Annotated in this window: 9 protein-coding genes; 2 read left to right on the forward strand and 7 right to left on the reverse strand. The window is 63.9% G+C overall.

The genetic code is table 11. The annotated features are described in order from the left end of the window. The first annotated feature begins 136 nt into the window (after positions 1-136). The gene (locus C7411_RS23105; RefSeq protein ID WP_110386369.1) at positions 137-3196 is read left to right on the forward strand and encodes an ATP-binding protein; all 3060 of its coding nucleotides are present in this window, start codon (positions 137-139) and stop codon (positions 3194-3196) included. Positions 3197-3208: 12 nt separating this feature from the next. Here C7411_RS23105 and C7411_RS23110 read toward each other — a convergent pair whose 3' ends face one another. After that, positions 3209-4342 carry a helix-turn-helix transcriptional regulator gene (locus C7411_RS23110; RefSeq protein WP_165822868.1) on the reverse strand — a complete coding sequence of 378 codons (1134 nt, stop codon included), beginning with the start codon at positions 4340-4342 and terminating at the stop codon, positions 3209-3211. Here C7411_RS23110 and C7411_RS23115 point away from each other — a divergent pair. Next, the gene (locus C7411_RS23115) at positions 4341-5615 is read left to right on the forward strand and encodes an ATP-binding protein (RefSeq protein ID WP_165822869.1); all 1275 of its coding nucleotides are present in this window, start codon (positions 4341-4343) and stop codon (positions 5613-5615) included. The two genes, C7411_RS23110 and C7411_RS23115, sit on opposite strands and share 2 nt — an antisense overlap. Here the strand turns inward: C7411_RS23115 and C7411_RS23120 are convergent. The 6 genes from C7411_RS23120 to C7411_RS23145 form a co-directional block, all read right to left on the reverse strand. After that, a complete protein-coding gene (locus C7411_RS23120; RefSeq protein ID WP_110386371.1) occupies positions 5601-6302 on the reverse strand; it encodes a helix-turn-helix domain-containing protein in 702 nt (233 codons plus the stop codon). The genes C7411_RS23115 and C7411_RS23120 overlap by 15 nt on opposite strands. A 148-nt stretch (positions 6303-6450) precedes the next feature. Continuing rightward, a complete protein-coding gene (locus C7411_RS23125; protein ID WP_110386372.1) occupies positions 6451-7368 on the reverse strand; it encodes a LysR family transcriptional regulator in 918 nt (305 codons plus the stop codon). Between the two features lie 227 nt (positions 7369-7595). Continuing rightward, complete coding sequence (locus tag C7411_RS23130) at positions 7596-8741, reverse strand: hybrid sensor histidine kinase/response regulator (RefSeq protein WP_110386373.1); 1146 nt, start codon at positions 8739-8741, stop codon at positions 7596-7598. After that, the gene (locus C7411_RS23135; RefSeq protein ID WP_165822870.1) at positions 8738-11365 is read right to left on the reverse strand and encodes a PAS domain S-box protein; all 2628 of its coding nucleotides are present in this window, start codon (positions 11363-11365) and stop codon (positions 8738-8740) included. The genes C7411_RS23130 and C7411_RS23135 overlap by 4 nt, the downstream gene beginning before the upstream one ends. A 19-nt stretch (positions 11366-11384) precedes the next feature. Then, a complete protein-coding gene (locus C7411_RS23140; protein WP_110386375.1) occupies positions 11385-16388 on the reverse strand; it encodes an AAA family ATPase in 5004 nt (1667 codons plus the stop codon). 42 nt (positions 16389-16430) lie between these two features. Continuing rightward, positions 16431-17111: a response regulator transcription factor gene (locus C7411_RS23145; RefSeq protein WP_110386376.1), complete on the reverse strand. Its 681-nt coding sequence runs from the start codon at positions 17109-17111 to the stop codon at positions 16431-16433. Positions 17112-17273: the final 162 nt, after the last annotated feature.

A 17273-nucleotide genomic window follows, 5' to 3' on the forward strand; every position in this document is an offset into this window, starting at 1 on the left:
CTGTGCTCGACCGCGTTCCAGCAAGCCCGAAACGCCAAACCGCCTTGGGAATGATGGCCTCACACCGTTTTATCGCCAACGCTCGATCAGATGCGCGCCGCCGGGATATTCACGATCCCGTCGGCCGGAGACGACCATGATTCAAATAGGATCGTTGCAGGTCAGTTTCGATCAGCGAAACATTCAGCAGAATGGCCTTTCGCAGCGAATCGGCGCGCGCGCTTTCGATATTCTCGAAGCGCTCTATCGTGCCAATGGTGCCATTCTGTCTAAAGACGACATTATGGATGCGGTCTGGCCGGGCCAGATCGTGGAAGAGAATCGCCTTCAGGTGCATATCGCGGCGTTGCGCAAGCTGCTCGGTGCCGATCGCGATCTGATCAAGACCGTGGCCGGCCGGGGCTATCTGCTGGTTGCGGGAGGCGTCCAGGTGGCCGAGTCGCGCCCCCCCGCCGGGCCCGCGCATGAACTCCCCGCACCGCCCCCGCTCGTCTCGCCGCTGATCGGGCGCGAGGCCGAGATCGAGCAACTGCTCGATCAGCTCGATCGCGGACCGGTCACGACCGTCGTCGGCGCGGGCGGCATCGGCAAGACTGCGCTCGCACTCCACGCTGCGAACGCAATGCATGGCCGCAGCGGTCGAGCGGTATGCTTCGTGGAGCTTGCCCGAGCATCCTCGAGCGAGGCTGTGCTCGATATCCTCGCCGAAGCGTTCAAGTTTCCCGTCGAGGACGCGCAGCGCCGGACTGACGCGCTGTACGATGCTCTCGCCCATTCCGGGTGTCTTCTCGTGCTCGACAACGCCGAACATGTGATCGACGTCGCTGCGCGGCTCGTGGAGGCTCTGGTCGTGCGCAACTCATTGGTGCGCGTGCTCGTAACGAGCCGGGAAGCGCTGCACATCCGTGCCGAATCCGTGCTGCGCCTGGAGCCGCTCGCCGTGCCCGAGGCCGGGCTGGCAGCCGAGGCGCTGCTCGCCTGGCCGGCGGTCGAGCTGTTTCTATGCCGCGCGCGCGCGCTCGCAACGGACTGCGCCACCGACAAGCGGAGCATTGCCCTGGCCGCCGACATCTGCCGGCGCCTCGACGGCCTGCCGCTTGCCATCGAACTCGCCGCGGCGCGGGTGGCCACGCTCGGCGTGGAAGGCGTGGCCTCGCGGCTCGATCACCAGCTCGACCTGCTCACGGGCGGCTTGCGTTCGGCATTGCCGCGCCACCAGACCTTGCGCGCGACGTTCGAGTGGAGCTATGCGTTGCTCGACACGCCGTCGCGCATTCTCTTTCGCCGCATCGGCTGCTTTACCGGACCCTTCACGTTCGATGCGGTCTGCGCAGTCGCCACCGAGCCCGGCATGTCGATCGCAGTGGTCGTCTCGAGTCTCGGCGAACTCGCGACGAAGTCGCTCCTGAACGTGGAGTTCGACGGTCCAATCGCAACATACCGGCTGACCAAGAGCACGCGCGCCTATGCGCTGGAAAAACAGCGCGACGAAGGTGAACTGCACGCCATCGCGTCGCGGCACATGCGCTACATGAAAAAGCGCATCGAAGAAAGCGGCCTCGCCCACGCGGAAGGCAGCCGGCAAGGCACAGATCTCAACACGCGACTTTCTCTCGATGACGCGCGCATCGCCTACGATTGGGCGTTCTCCGAGAACGGCGACCCTGCCCAGGGCGTCGCGCTCGCGGGGGCGCTGGTCGGCACGCTGCTCGAAGCATCGCTCGTGCACGAATGCTGCGAACGGGCACGGCATGCGCTGGAGGTGCTCGACACGTTGCCCGGCGGCTCGGTCGATGTTGTCTGCGAAATGAGGCTGTGCGCCGCCTACGCCTCCACGCTCATCTCCGTGGGCGACGACGTCGAGGTGGCGATATCGATGTGGCAACGCGTCTTGCAGCTCGCACAGGTGGCGCGCGACCATGCGTTCGTGACGCGCGCCCTGTGGGGCCTCTGGAACTCCACGCTGACAATCGCGGACGTTCAGGCCTCGATCCGCTACGCCACACGCCTCCAGCGAACCGCGGAGCTTGGCGAGTCGCGCGGCACGCTGCTGGCCGGTGCCATGCTCGCCGTTTCGCTCCACTGCTTCGGCGAGCACGAGCAGGCTTGCGAGCGCCTCGAATCTGCCGTTGCCGCGCTCAGCGAACTGGACCCGGCGGAGGCGTCCTGCGGCACGCTGGGCGTGGACCCGCTCATCTTCTGCAATGGCACGCTCGCACGCATTGCCTGGTTTCAGGGCAAGCCGGAGCAGGCAATGCAACGGGTGCAAATGTCGCTGAATCCGGTACGCCGGGACAAGCTGGAGCCTTCGCTAAGCCACGTGCTTGCCACCGTGGCGGTGCCGGTCGCGCTTCAATGTGGCGACGTGCAAGCCGCGGCGCGCTATCTCGCCCTGTTGCGATCGCAAGTGGCGACTCATCGCTTTGCCGCCTGGGAAGATTTCGCGGAATGCCTCTCCGTCCAGCTAGATATGCAGTCGGGCGACGAAGCATCGGCGCTCGCACGGCTCGAGCCCGCGCTTCAGCGCCTCGTTGCACGCGGGTTCCGGCGCGTCATCGCGCCGTTCATCGTGTCCAGTGCCGAGGCGCTTGCAGGCGCCCTCCGTTTCGCAGAGGCTGCAGCGAGGCTCGACGACGCGATCAAGCGCAGCGAGACCCACGGCGAGCATTACTTCCTGCCCGAACTGCTGCGGGCCAGGGGCTGCGTGGCGCTTCGGCAAGCGCACGCGCTTGACGGCGCAGCGCGTGAGGCGCGCGCCGAGTGCGAAACACAGGCACGGCAATTCCTGAATGCCGCCATGACCCTCGCGAGCGAACACGGCGCAGTAATCTGGAAATTGCGCGCCGCGCTCGACCTCGCCACGCATCATTTCGAAAGAGACGACGCCGCCCGGGCCGTGGCGCTGTTAGCGCAGTTCGACAACCTCCTTGATATGGACTCGCCTGCGCCCGATATCCGGCGCCTTGCCCGACTCCGCGGCAAGCTGAGCGGGGCGACCGCGCCGAGTGTCCGAGCAAGCGCGGCTCCCGCGATTGCCGCAGAAGACGACAACGGCGAAACCCTTGCCGGCAAGCCCGCGCGATCCCTCTGGAATACTGGCGCGAAGCCGTCGCCCGAAGCCGGGACGGGGCGCCCGCAACCAGAACACAGCGTGACGGATTCGATTCGTCAAAAGGTGTCGCAGGGAGCCCGCTAGCCGTGCCTCTCATTACTGTGGCTGTCGCCATGCCCCTGGCGACACGCCGGTCATGCGCGAAAACGTGCGCGTGAAATGGCTTTGATCCGAAAAGCCGCATCGCAACGCGATTTCCGCGATCGGCCTATCCGTCTTTGCCAGCATCTCCTGTGCCTTTTCCATGCGGCGACGTATGAGCCATTGATGAGGCGCGATGCCGGTCGTCATTCGAAAAGCCCGGCAGAAGTACCACGGTGAAAGTTCGCACGCCGCGGCGAGTTGTGGCATGGACAGGCTTTTGTCGAGGTGAGCATCGATCATCGCTTTCACTCTCGCCACCTGCCAGGGTGCGAGGCGCCCCGGACCATGAGGTTCGCGCACGCGAACGCCCGTGTAGCGAGCCGCCAGATGATGGTGCAGCGCGATGACGAGGCCATCCACGAAGAGCCGTGGCGCACGCGCCTCGGACAGCGCCGGCAGCAACAGCTTGCCGATCGATTCGACGAACGGGTCGTGCGCCCCATGAGGCACGGCCAGTTCGCGAATGGGTGCGCGGTCTTCGGCCGCCGCCAACTGCTCGAGTGTCGCCTGCGGCAGGTAGAACTGGATACAGTCGAACGCGGTAGGAAGAAACGCCGTTGGGCGCGCCGCGAGGTCAACGACGGAGATCGCGCCGCGTCCATAGGGCGTCACGGGTTCGCGTTTGCCGTCGAGCCACAATTCGTGTCTGGGCAACGGCTGGAGTTGCAGCGACAAGACGAATGCGTTCGCGGGCGGGATCGGATCAGTGAGGTTGACCGTGTTCTTCGTGGCCGTTAGCCGTGTGATCGTGATGTCCGCGTTGTGTAGCGACGTACTCCGCAGAATGCGCGCTTCAGGAAGATGAAAATAGGCCGCTGCATTGCCAGCGTATTCCGCATTCATGGCATTCTCGTCCGGTGTCCGGCGAACGTGGGTCAAACACAAATCGCCTACGGTTCGCCAAGATAGCCTGTTTCTCCGGGAAGCCGTATTAAATAAATTTAATACCGAAGGGAAGGCGCCTCGCGCCGGGTCCTTGGCACGGCAATCCGTTCGTGTAAAACACGACAAAAAGATGCAAGACCGTGTCGCATACGCCTGCCTAGAATGGCCCGCACGAAAATGCGTGTGGCGCTCCATTGGCATGGTCAGAATTGCGGAATACGAAATCGATCCCGAGATGCGCGAGCTGCGCGGCTGCGGCGCGCCGCAGCCGCCCGGAGCGCGCGCGTTCGACGTTCTCGCCACGCTGGTTCGAGCCGGCGGCGAGATCGTCACTAAGGAAGCATTGAAGCGCGGCGTGTGGCCCGCCACGGCGCTTTGCCCTTCGTGCGCGACGTCGCTGATCGGCCGACAAGCCGAGATAGACGCCGCGCTCGCCACTCTCGATGCCGCACAGACGCTCACAATCACGGGACCGGCGGGCATCGGCAAAACGGCGTTGGCGCTGACTATCGCCCAGCGGCTTGGCACCGTGGCGGCGTTCGATACCTGCTTCGTCGAACTTTCGATGTTGAAGGGCCAGCAGGAGCTTCTTGCCGCGATCGCAGACCGATGCGGTGCGGGAACCGACGACGGCACAGCGCCGCTCGAGCGCATACGTCGCGCGCTAGCCCAACGGCGCAGCCTGCTCGTGCTCGACACGGCGGAGCACCTGATCGACGAGGTCGGCTCTCTCACCGCGCGCATCGTCCCCGACAACCCGGGGCTGCGTGTGCTCGTGACGAGCCGGGAGCGGCTTTACGGCACACACGAGCATGTGATGCGGCTCGCTCCGCTCGCGGTGCCGTCGTCTGCTGCGTCTTTTGCCGAGGCGCTCGACACGGCCGCCGTCCAGCTCTTTCTCGAACGGGCGCAGTCCGTCGACAAGGCGATCCGGATCGAGAACAACCTGATCCACCACGTCGCCGAGATCTGCCGGCGTCTGGACGGCAATCCGCTCGAAATCGAGCTGGCCGCCGCGCGCGCGCCGCTCTTCGGCGTGGTGGAGTTGAACCATCGGCTCGACGACCGCATGGATCTGCTCACATCGGGCTATCGCACGGCGTTGCCGCGCCATCGGACACTGCGGGCGAGCCTCGACTGGAGTTACCACTTGCTCAGCACGCCGACGCGCAGGTTGTTTCGCCGCCTCGCTGTATTCAACAGCGCGTTCACGCTCGATGCCGTGCGCGCAGTTGTCTGCGACAAGACGCTGAAAGACACATGCGCGATGGAAGGCATATGCGAACTCGCCGCGAAATCGATGATTACGGTTGAATGCGAGAGCCCGCTCGTGACCTATCGCCTTGGCCAAACGCTGCGCACCTACGCGCTCGAACGCTTGCGATGCGACGACGATGCAACCGCTCTCGCGCAGCGCAACGCCCGCTATCTCGCTTCGCTCGCACACGGTCCAGCGGATTCACGATCTGGATGAGTCCCGCCGACGCGCAGCACCCGGCACACCTCGCCACTTGCGCCAGCGTTGCGGAGTCATGCCCGTGATATCCCGGAAGGCGCGGGAAAAATGCGCATGGCTGCTGAAACCGCACGTCCGGGCAATATCGCTCAATGTCAGGCCGGGGTGGGTCAGCATGTTTCTCGCGCGTTTGATTCGAATGCGAAGCAGCCATCGTTTGGGCGTCTCGCCCGTTTCGCCGCTTATCGCCCGCGCAAGGTTCTGACGCGACACGCCCAGCGCCTGAGCAAGCCCGGAAGGCGTGAGGCTTTGCGCGGGCGAACCGGCGATCCAGCCAAGCGTACTCAGCCGCTGCGCTGTACTGAGCCCCGGGCCGCGGCGATCGAGCAGCAATGCGAGACGATCTGCTCCGTCAGTGCATGCGGCGCTTGCCATCAACAGGCCGTGCAGGACTCCTCGTGTGCCCGCATGTGTCGCCGCGAGCGCATTGCGCATCAGCGCGCCGAGGCTCACGCATTGCGGACTGCCTTGCATGAGGTGATCGATCAGCGTATCGAAGTCACGTAGCAAGGTCTTTTCGGGCAGCCATTCGCCGCGCTCGCCGCCGACGCGCTCGAGCAGTTCCAGAACGAGCCGCGCCTCACGCGATAGATTCGCGTTGCCCTTTAAGTTCTCTTGCGATCGACGAAGGCGGGATGACGGCACGATTTTTCCGGACGGATTCCTGTTGATTGCGATTTCGCACTATAGGCAGCAACGTCATCAGGCGCAAGCGTGAATGGCGCGCGAAAGCAGCGACGATGCGGCAACCGCGCACTGCACTACGGCGGACCTGGCCGCGCAATCAAGTCACTCAGGCGCGCTTGCCCTGCAAAGCAGGAATGCCCGCATACAGCGCGCTGAGCCACTCGATGAAAAGCTTGAGCTTCAGCGGTAGATTGCGGTTCGGCGGATGGATCACCGAAACCGGGCGAGGCGCGACATTGAATGCTTGCAGCACCTCGCGCAGTTCTCCCGAGGAAAGCGCGGACTGCACCAGATAGACTGACGTCTTGACGAGCCCGAGGCCGGCCAGCGCACACGCCACGTGCGCGTCGGCGTCGTTCACGCCAATTGTGCCTCGCATCTGCACGATACACGGCTTGCCGTCGACCATGTACTCCCAGCCTCGCGGCCGCCCCGTGTCCTGAAGGATGTAGTGGACGGCGAGGTGCTGGGCGAGGTCGTCGATAGTCTCGGGCACGCCATGCGTCTCCAGATAGCCGGGCGCGGCGCAGGTACAGGTCGCCATGCTTCCGATTCGTCTCGCGACCATGCCAGAATCCGCAAGCTCGCCTACGCGGACCACGCAATCCACGCCCTCGCCCACGATATCCACCTGCCGGTCCGTCACACCGAGTTCGACCGAGATATCCGGATACTTCGATACGAAATCCGGAAGCGCCGGAATGACGACGTGCTTCGCCATCGCGGCAGGCAGATTCACTTTGAGCCGCCCCTTGGGCGCGCTCCTCGCTCGCGAGAGCGAAGCCTCCATGTCGTCGATCTCGCCGAGAACGGCGACACAGCGTTGATAGTAGGCACTGCCGTCCTCAGTGAGCGAGACGCGGCGGGTGGTGCGATTGAGCAGCTTGCATCGCAGGTGCTGCTCGAGCTGACGCAATAGCGCCGAGACGCGCGGTGTCGTCAGGCCCGTCAATTCGGACGCGCGCGTCAAGCTGCCCGATTCGACGATACGCGCGAAAACGCGCATGGAAAGTAGTGTATCCATGATCGACTGGCTGCATTTTCAGGCCTCGCCTGCTGCATTGGAATACGCATGGACAGGCATGTGGGCGGTGGCATGGATCGCTCGCCTCATCGCCTCAACGATGTACGCGACGCGCGCTCCATTCTGGAGCAAACAGGTTGCCACAAACTCCGTTAAAAGTCCTGAATGGAGCGATGAATTCCGGTACGTCATTACGGATTGCCGCAACGTCGTGCCGACCGCCAGAATCAGCATGCCAAGGCCAGCTTTACGATCAGGCCCGGCGTGTTGTCCTCGAGCCGCAGCGTGCCACCGTGCAAGGTCGCCACCCCTTTGACGAGCGCGAGTCCGAGACCAACTCCGGGCGTCCCGCGGCTCGCGTCGCCGCGATAGAACCGTTCGGTTACCCTGGCTTTCTCGGCATCCGGAACACCGGGACCATCGTCGGCCACCGCGACTTCAATCGAACTGCCGGCATGGCTCAGGCGAACATCCACGTGCGTGCTCGCAAACTTCAGCGCATTGTCGATGAGATTGCCGATCGCCTGGGCGAGCAACAGGGGATCGACCCGCGCAGGCAAGCTGTCCGGGCCGCTCGGGGTGAGCGCGAGGCCGCGCAGCTCCGCCAGCGGCTGATAGAACTCCACCGCTTCGCCAACGATGTGAGCGACATCGCTTTGCACGAATCCCGACTTGCGTACGCCCGCATCGATTTCCGCGAGCCGCAGCAGCGCGTTGAAAATACCGATGACGCGGTCGATGTCGCCCAACGCGCCTTCCAGCCGTTCGAGCGTATCGCCGTCGACCTTCTTCTTGAGGTCGAGGATCATTGCCTCCATTCTGAAGCGGAGTTCAGTCAGCGGGGTTCGCAGATCGTGAGCGATGGCATTCGATGTATTGCGCACGCTGTTGATCATTTCGATCAACGCCTCCTGCGCGGCCTCGCGGCAGCGCACCTCTTCCTGAAGCCGTGCGTTCTGCTCTTTCAAGGCTTTCTGCAGGCGTCCCAGCTTAAGATGCGTCTTGACCCGCGCGAGCAGTTCCTCCATTTGCAGCGGCTTGGTCACGTAGTCGACTGCCCCGACGTGAAAGCCGGCCGTCTTGTCTTCCGTCTGCGAAAGCGAGGTCATGAAAATGACGGGGATCGCATGGGTGCGCGGGTTCTCCTTGAGCCTGCGGCACACCTCGAAACCATCCAGCCCGGGCATCATCACGTCGAGCAATATCAGGTCCGGCCGCACGAGATCCGCGCGACTGAGCGCTTCTTCACCGTCGCGGGCAATCGACACACGCAGGTCATTGCCTTCGAGAAAGTCGACCACCAGGCCCAGATTCGACGCCGTATCGTCGACAACCAGAACAAGCGGCGCAATGCTGTCGAGTTTCTCTGTCATGCCGGCTCTCTTCTATTCCAATGCCGCTCGATGAACGCGAGCAACTCTCTCGATTCGAAATTCTCCGCGAGCCGACGTACCTGAAGCACGAATGCCCGGTAACGTCCGTCGCATTCCAGTAGCGCATTGGCGTGACGCATGACATCGCGCATCTGCCCTCGCAACGCCAGACGATGCAAAATTTCCATGTCCTCGTGCAAGGGGACGGCCAGCGGCGCACCCGTGCCGAGGCCCCCCGGAACGGACAGCACAGGCATGGAAGCGCCAGCCGCCGGCTCGTATGCCGCTGAGTCGATGTCCTGAATCGCCGCGCCATCCGCGCCGTACGCTGCACATACCGAATCGCCCGGAACCTGCACCGCGAGATCGAACCAGAAGCGGCTCCCTCGACCGGGTTCGCTCTCCACATGAATCTCGCTGCCCATGAGCCACACAAGCTGTTGACTGATGGACAGGCCAAGACCCACACCCGCGCTGCGCCGCTCGGTATCGCCCGCCTGCTCGAACGGCCTGAACACGCGCTCCAGCTGGTCGCGCGTGATCCCCACGCCCGTGTCCGACACCTCGAACCGCAGGAGGCCGGGGCTGATCTGTCTTACCGCGAATGTGACCTCGCCTTCGTCCGTGAATTTCACGGCATTCGAAAGCAGGTTAAGCAACACCTGGCGCAGGCGCTTTTCGTCGACCCGAATCACGGCCGGCAGACAGCGCGCGATCACGCGGGTCTGCGTCAGGCCTTTTTCCCTCGCCCGCACACCGACCATGTCCGCAAGCATTTCCAGGAACGGCGCGAGCAGCACATCGGCCAGTTGCAGTTCGGTCTGGCCCGCGCCGATACGCGCAAACTCGAGCAGGTCGTTTATCAGCGTCAACAGATGCGTTCCGCTTTGCTCGATGACCGCGACGTGCGACCTGTGGCGGGGCGCGAGCGTGTCGTCGTGGCGCAGGACCTGTGCATAGCCGAGGATGCCGTTCAGCGGAGTGCGCAACTCGTGGCTGATATTGGCGAGGAATTCATCTTTGGCTTTATTTGCGGCCTCCGCCTCGTCTCGCGCCACGCGCACCGTTGCTTCGAGCGCTTTACGTTCGGAAATGTCCTGCAGGACCGCGATCGTATGATGGATCTGCTCGCCGGGTTCCCATTGCAACGCGACACAATCATTGACCCAAACGCGCGACCCGTCGCCCCGAATGAGAAGCTTGTCTTCGGCGTAGTGAGAGATTTTCTTTTCGAATAGCAGTTCGAAGCGGGAGACGCTGGCAGGCAGATACGATGCGTCCGTGACGTCCTTGAACGTCATATCGAGCAACTCGTCACGGGTGTAGCCGACGATCTCGCAGTAGCGTTGATTGACGCGCAGGAAGCGTCCGTCCGAAGCGCAGTGCGCGATGCCGACCGCGGCGTTTTCGAACGTGCCCCGAAAGCGTTCCTCACTGGCGCGCACCGCCTGTTCAGCGCGCTTGAGTGCGGTAATGTCGATCGACGTGCCGGTCAGGCAGACAACCGCGCTACCGGCATGCCTGCGCGGCGCGCCGCGCGTGAGAACCCATCGGTACGAGCCGTCGCGGTGCAACAGGCGGTGCTCGATCGCCAACGCTCCGCCGCTTTTGGCCTGGTTCCTGAACGCCTCGCCAAAGCGGTTGAGGTCGTCGGGATGGACGAGTTCCAAAAATCGGTCGAAGCTGGGAGCGCCGGCATGCTCGCCATAGCCAAGCCACTCGTGTGCGTTCCAGCAGCGCAGCACCCAATGGCGCTCGTCTTCGCCATCGAGTTCGAGATCCCATACGCCGACGTTCGACCCCTGCATGGCAGCGTCCAGTCGCTCGTTGGTTGCGCGCAGTATCTCCGCCTGCGCCGCGCGCCGCGTTTGCGTCACGTCGCGAATGGCGAGCACCGCGCCGACGACCTGCTCCACATCATCGATAATCGGCGTGCCTCGGGCTTCGACCGGAACTTCGCGTCCATGCCTGCCGACCAGCCTGGTCTTGAGCGGCAAGTCGACCGGGGCCTGCCTGCCCAGAACCGCGGTGCCCATGTCGCCCAGCGGCACGTTCGTGTCCTCGTCGATCAGCACGAGCACCTCTGCGAGCGGCCGACCGGCGGCCTCCTCGCGCGACCATCCGGTCAACGCCTCGGCCACGGGATTGATCAGCGTGATGCGCGATTCGCAGTCGGTTGCGATCACGCCGTCGCCAATACTGGCAAGCGTGACTGCATAGCGATGCTCGCTGTCGCGCAGCCGGCGCTCCGCACCATGCTTGTACAGCGCCATCTCCACGACGGTGCGCAGTTGCTGGTCTTCGAAGGGCTTCAGCACATAGCCGAACGGTTCGGTGACGGTCGCGCGCTGGACCGTCTCCTCGTCCGCATAGGCGGTGAGAAATACGACAGGCAGGCCATGCGCCTCGCGTAGCCGCCTCGCCGTATCGATGCCATCCAGATCGCCTTCCAGACGCACATCCATGAGCACGAGGTCCAGCGGCGCCTGCGCCGCCACGGCGATCGCCTCCTCGCCGCTCGCGACACTGCCCGCGATTGCATGCCCGCAGCGCACCAACTGCTGAGCGATATCGCGTGCCACCACACGATCGTCTTCCACGATGAGTATGCGCGCGGATGCCATGATGAAGCCCGTCGAGTCCTTAGAGTGTGAAGTGAATGACAAAGCTCGTCCCCGCGCCGTTGTCCCGTCGGACCGAGGCATGCAGCTGGTGGGCCAGGTCGGAAACGAGTTGCAGGCCGAGAGAATCTGCCTCCTCGACGGAAAAATCGGCCGGCAATCCAATGCCGTCGTCGGATACACTCAGCCTGCACCGACGCTCGTCGTCGGACATCAGCTGGACACGCAGATTCCCGCGCCGCCCCTGCGGAAACGCATGTTTGAGCGCGTTCGAGACGAGTTCGTTTACGATCATGCCGCAAGCCACCGCCCGGTTCATGTCGAGTTGCACGTCGTCCACCAGCACGTCGAGGGACACGTTCAGTTGGCTCAATTCATAAACGCGGGAAAGGTGCGCGCATAGATTGCGGATGTGAGACGCCATGTCGATGCGCGCGAAATTCCCCGCGCGATACAGATTCTCGTGAACCATCGCCATCGAGCGCACCCGATTTCTGCTGTCCAGGAAGCGTTCCGCCGTCGACCTGTCTTCGGCGCGTGCCGCCTGGAGGTTGAGAAGGCTGCTGATCAACTGCAGGTTGTTTTTGACCCGGTGGTGCACCTCATGCAGCAAGGCGTCTTTTTCCTCGAGAAGCGCCTCGACCTCTTCCAGGCTCGCGTTCTCGATCGATATCGCGGCCTGCGATGCGAGCAGCCTGAGCACCGCCAGCCGCGAGAGCGTGAAAACGCCCGGTGCAAGTTCGTTCTCGAGATACAGGGCGCCGATCACCCGGTCCTGCTTGACGAGCGGCAACGACAACACAGAGCGTGCGGTGCCACCGTTGAAGTATTCGTCGGCGTCGAAGGGATTCTCCATCGAAGCATCATCCACCAGCACCGGCTCGTGCGTGCGAAGACTGTGGTGGAGCATCGAGAGCGGCACGGCATCGGACGAAGCCGCGCGCCGGCCTACGTGGACCGTGTTGCCTTCGCGCAGCGCGCTGGCGTCCGCCTCGATCCAGAGCTGCTCCGCGTGCGGCAGGATCAATAGCGCGCGCCGGGCGCCAGCGTGCTCGAGCACGATGGTCATCAGCGTGTGCATGAGCCGCTCCAGCACTCGCTCGCTGGAGATCGCCTGCGACGCCTTGACGACCGTCTCCATCGCCAGTTGATTCGCCACCGGCCCGCCCGACACGCTCGAAGTCTCTTCCGGCACGAGGCCCGGGTGGCGCGCGTCGAGCGCCCTGACTTTCGCCATCGCCCCCCAGTTCAGATAGGCGAGCCGCGCGTTGCGCAGGTACACGACGCTGATAGCCGCAAACCCGTTGTCCGCATAGAACCGGCCGGCGATCTCATTGGCGAGGCCCTCGACATGCAACAGACGCTGCTCGCGTGCCTGGCCGATTGCGTGCTCGTAGTGGCGCATTGCTTCAAACTCGCGCTTTTGCACGCGCGCGAGTTCGGCCTCGACCAGCGCGGCGCGCGAGGCGAAGTTCGCGGGCGAGTGCCGGGCCCAGCCGCGCAGCTTCTCTACGTGGTCCGCCAGCGCGGCCTGGTTGTCGGCCTGGTTGTCGGCCTGGTCTGCAGGTGCAAGACTGTCATGCCACTGCAGGCGCGCCAGCGCACCGAAGAAGTGATATTCCGCGAGCTCGAAGTGGCCCGAGGTGGTCCACAACAACGGCGCCGCGCGCTTTTCCGCCTCTAGTGCGCCGCCAATGTCGCCAGCGAAAAAACGCGCCTGCAACTGCCGAATCCAGTACCAGCATGCCGCGATAGCGAGTGCGGGATTGCCTTCCAGGTGCCGCTCCAGAGAAGCCTCATCCGCATGGTCCGCATTGGCAGACCCGAGCCAGGGCGCCAGCCCCCGCAGTCCGCGAATCAGCGACAACTGCGCGGTCATGATGTCGACAATCAGCCCGAACCCCGCGGCGCGAACGATACGCAAACGCTCGACTCCTTCGTCCTCGACGTCTGCAAGCGGATGGCCCGCCGCAAGCAGGCTCGTGACCAGACAGCAACTGCTGAAACCAATGTAGGTGAGGTCGCCGCTCTGCGTTGCCGCTTCGAACGCCCGCCGCAATAGCGGCAGCCCCGCGCGCATGGGCTGCGTCCATGGCATCACGTGATAGGCGAAACACATATACACGCGCGCCCGGAACCGCCCCAGCCCCCGCTCGTCCACGAGTGCCAGGCCAAGCCTGCCGAACTCGAAACCCGCGCGGTAGTCGCCAAAAATCGGGCCGGCCACCATGCCCAGGTAGGCGAAACCCAGCGAGGACGCGTCGGTATTACCATGCCGGATGCTCAGGTTCGCCATGCGCGACAACACCAGACACACCAGGTTCTCGTCCGTGAAGAAGGCCGGCGGAAGCACCGCGGTCAGCACATTGAGCGTGGCCTCCAGCGTTTCGTCCTGGAGCAGCGGCAGGTCGATGAGGGAGGCGATCGTTCGTTGTCCAATCCGCTCGCGCAGCGCCGCGTACTCCGCAACGGCGGCCGCGCGGTCGGGATGCGCAACCCAGTCGATGCCAACCTCGCGCAGATAGCCGAGACAGATTTCGACAGCGGCCTGCATCTGATCGAGCGCCGTGTGGAGCGTCACGCGAAGAAACGCGACGGCGGCCTTGTGCGGCACGTTCCTGGCTGCGGCTGCCAGCTCGCGCAGGCGTTCCTCGGCCAGCGCGGCGCTGCCCGTGAGGAATTCACATTCGGCGCGCAGCAGTTCGAACGAGAATTTCTCGTGGTAGTGCGTCCGCCACGCGTCACTGCCGAGAATCTCGCTTCCGAGCGTCAGATACGCGAGCGCAGAGCCATAGGCCGCAGAGCCCCTCGCGCGCCGGCCGGCGCGCAAGTTCAGACCGGCCACGCGTGCGCGCACCCCGAAGTCCTCGACCACATGAATCGCGCGGTTGTACTGGTTGACGATCTCGAAGATATTTAGCTCGACATCCTGATCGTCATCCTCGCTGTCCAGCATGGTTCCGATGCGCAGATGCGCAGATGCGCGATCCGCCTCGGCCATCAATGCGTACGCGGCCTCCTGAATCCGGTCGTGAACGAACGCGTAGCCATCGGCCTGCCGATACACGACGCCCTGAGCGACAGCTTCCGCGAGCGCCGCATCGATCGCTTCGCTCGACTGACCGCTTACGCGCGCGAGAACCGCAGACGAAACACTCGCGCCAAGGCACGCGAAATCCACCAGCACGCTGCGAGTCGCATCTGGCAGACGGCCAAGCTTGTCGACCATCAGATCCACGACGCTGTCGGGAAAACTTCTGTGCGCAATCCGATCCGCGTTGCACGCCCACTCGCGACGCGCCTTGTCAAACGTGAGAAAGCCTTCGTCCGCCAGCGCCTGCAGGAACTGCACTGCAAAAAAAGGATTCCCGCCTGTCTTGTCGAACATCACCCGCGCGACCGTCTCCGTGCCTTGCTTATTGCCGTGCATCGCATCGCGCACGAGACGGCCCACGTCGTCCACGCCGAGCGGAGCCAGCAACAGGTCATGAACGCGAACCTGCCCCGCGCGCATCGCATCGACTACCTGGGTCAGCGGGTGCGTGGGCCCGACTTCGTTGTCGCGAAACGCGCCGATGAGCAGCAGATCGCCGACGTCCAGGCCTTTGCCCAACGCCTCGAGTACCGAGATCGTGCCGGCGTCCAGCCACTGGAGATCGTCCAGAAAGAGCACCAGTGGCCGCCCGGGAAAGGCGAAGGCCCGAATGAATCGCGTGAGCGTCGCGACGAACCGTGTCTGGGCATCCAGCGGCGGGAGTTCGGTAACCTGCGGCTGCGGGCCGACCAACTGTTCGAGCGCGGGAATCAGATCGACTATCAGTTGGCCGTGAGAACCCAGCGCGTCCTGTATGCGCTGCCGCCATGTGCCGATCTCCGCTTCGTCCTCGTCGAGAATCTGCTGCACGAGCGCCGCCATGCACTGCGCAATCGTTGCGTACGGAATATCCCGCTTGTACTGGTCGAATTTTCCTGAAGCGAACAGGCTGCCCGAACCCGACATCACCTGATGGAATTCGTCGACCAACGACGACTTCCCGATTCCCGAGTAGCCGGACACCAGAACGCATTCCGGCGAACCGTCCCGAGCGACACGGTCGAAGGCCGCAACCAGCGCCCCCGCGTCCGCTTCCCGCCCATACAGGCGCCCGGGAATAAACAAGCGGTCGTCCGAGTCGGCAGCGCCCAATGCGAACGGCTCGGCGTGCGCTCCGCGCCGGCACTGCACGGCGCAGAGCCGCAAGTCGTGCTCCAGGCCTCTCGCGGTCTGGTATCGGTCTTCAGCGGCTTTTGCGAGCAGTCGCTCGACGATGGCGGCGGCGGAATCGGACACCTGCGGCGCGTATTCCTTGAGCGAGACAGGCTTTCTCGCCGTATGGCAATGCAGCCACTCAGCGCCCGATTGGGCCAGAAAAGGGAATCGGCCGGTGAACATCCAGTAGATGACGACCCCCAGCGAATAGAGGTCGGAACGCGTATCGGGCCGCCGGTTGACGAGTCCGGTGCGCTCCGGCGCAACGTACGGGAGCGCGTCCGCGAACAGGAGCGGCTGCGGGACATCCTTGCCTTCGGCGTCGGCATCGGAAGACAACCCGAACCCGGTGAGCGCAACCCCGCCGGTTTTTGCGTTGACTAGCAGATGGGCGGGCCGGATGTCGTGATGGATGAGCCCGCGCGCATGCAATGCGTCGAGCGCGGCCGCCGCGTTCGACGCTATCGCAAGAACCTGGCCGGGCGACATGAGGTGCGGCTGCATGGAAGCGAGAACGCTGCCGCCCGGATCCTCGAGAAAGAGTGTAGTGCGCCGGCTCTCCCGTAACAGCGCGTGCGGCTGGGTGAAGCGCGGACCGTCGAGCCGCGTGCGCAGTCCATAGGCGTTCTCCAGCAACGACAGGACTTCCGCCGAAGGCTGGCTGCTCGACGGCCGCAAGGCGAGCCGCGTTCGCGCCGCGCCCCGCGTTTTGACGCGTGACAGAACGAGCGCACCGTCATCACACAACGTTTGAACGACCTGGTCTTCTCGATTCATGACGCTGCCGCATGGGTTCGCGGCTTCACAGGGAGCTCGATTTCATGTGTCGGCCGAAAGCATGTACCCGGAATTTCGCACGGTGCGCAGAAGCGAACTCTCGAATCCCGCATCGATCTTTTGCCGAAGCTTGCTGACGTGCACATCAATCACGTTGGTCTGCGGATCGAAGTGATATTCCCAGATATTCTCCAGCAGCATGGTGCGCGTCACGACCTGATTGGCGTGCCGCATCATGTATTCGAGCAGCTTGAATTCGCGGGGCTTCAGACTGATCGCCTTGCCCGCCCGCGTGACTCTTCGCGAAAGCAGATCGACGCAAAGGTCGCCCACCCTGAGCGTCGTTTCGAGCACGTCGCTCTGCGAGCGGCGTATGAGCACCTCGAGCCTCGCCAGCACCTCTCCGAACGCGAAGGGCTTGACCACGTAATCGTCGCCACCCGCCTTCAGCCCGCGAATGCGCTCGTCCACAGCATCGAGCGCGCTCAGGATCAGCACCGGCACCTTGCTGCCCGTTGCCCGCAGCGCCGCGACGATGCCGAGCCCGTCCACGCCGCCCGGCAACATGCGATCCAGAATGATCGCGTCGTATGCGCCACCCATGGCGAGAAACGTGCCGTCCCGGCCGTTGTCGGCGAAGTCGACCACGTGCCCCGCCTCCTCGAGCCCCTTCCTCAGAAAACCGGCTACCTGCAGATTGTCTTCCACTAACAAGATCTTCATTCCAGCCACTCGCGGTTCCGGGTAGCCACCGTACACGGCCGCGGCGCCACGCCGCTACTCGTGCAAAGCCCGCTCTTCCCTGCTTCTGCCACCTTACCTCCAATTATCGGTCCAGCGCCGATATTTCGATTTTCGGCGTGTCATTAAATTTAGTTAATGTTC

Origin of the sequence: Paraburkholderia silvatlantica (assembly GCF_003096715.1) — a bacterium.
Lineage (GTDB): Bacteria > Pseudomonadota > Gammaproteobacteria > Burkholderiales > Burkholderiaceae > Paraburkholderia > Paraburkholderia silvatlantica.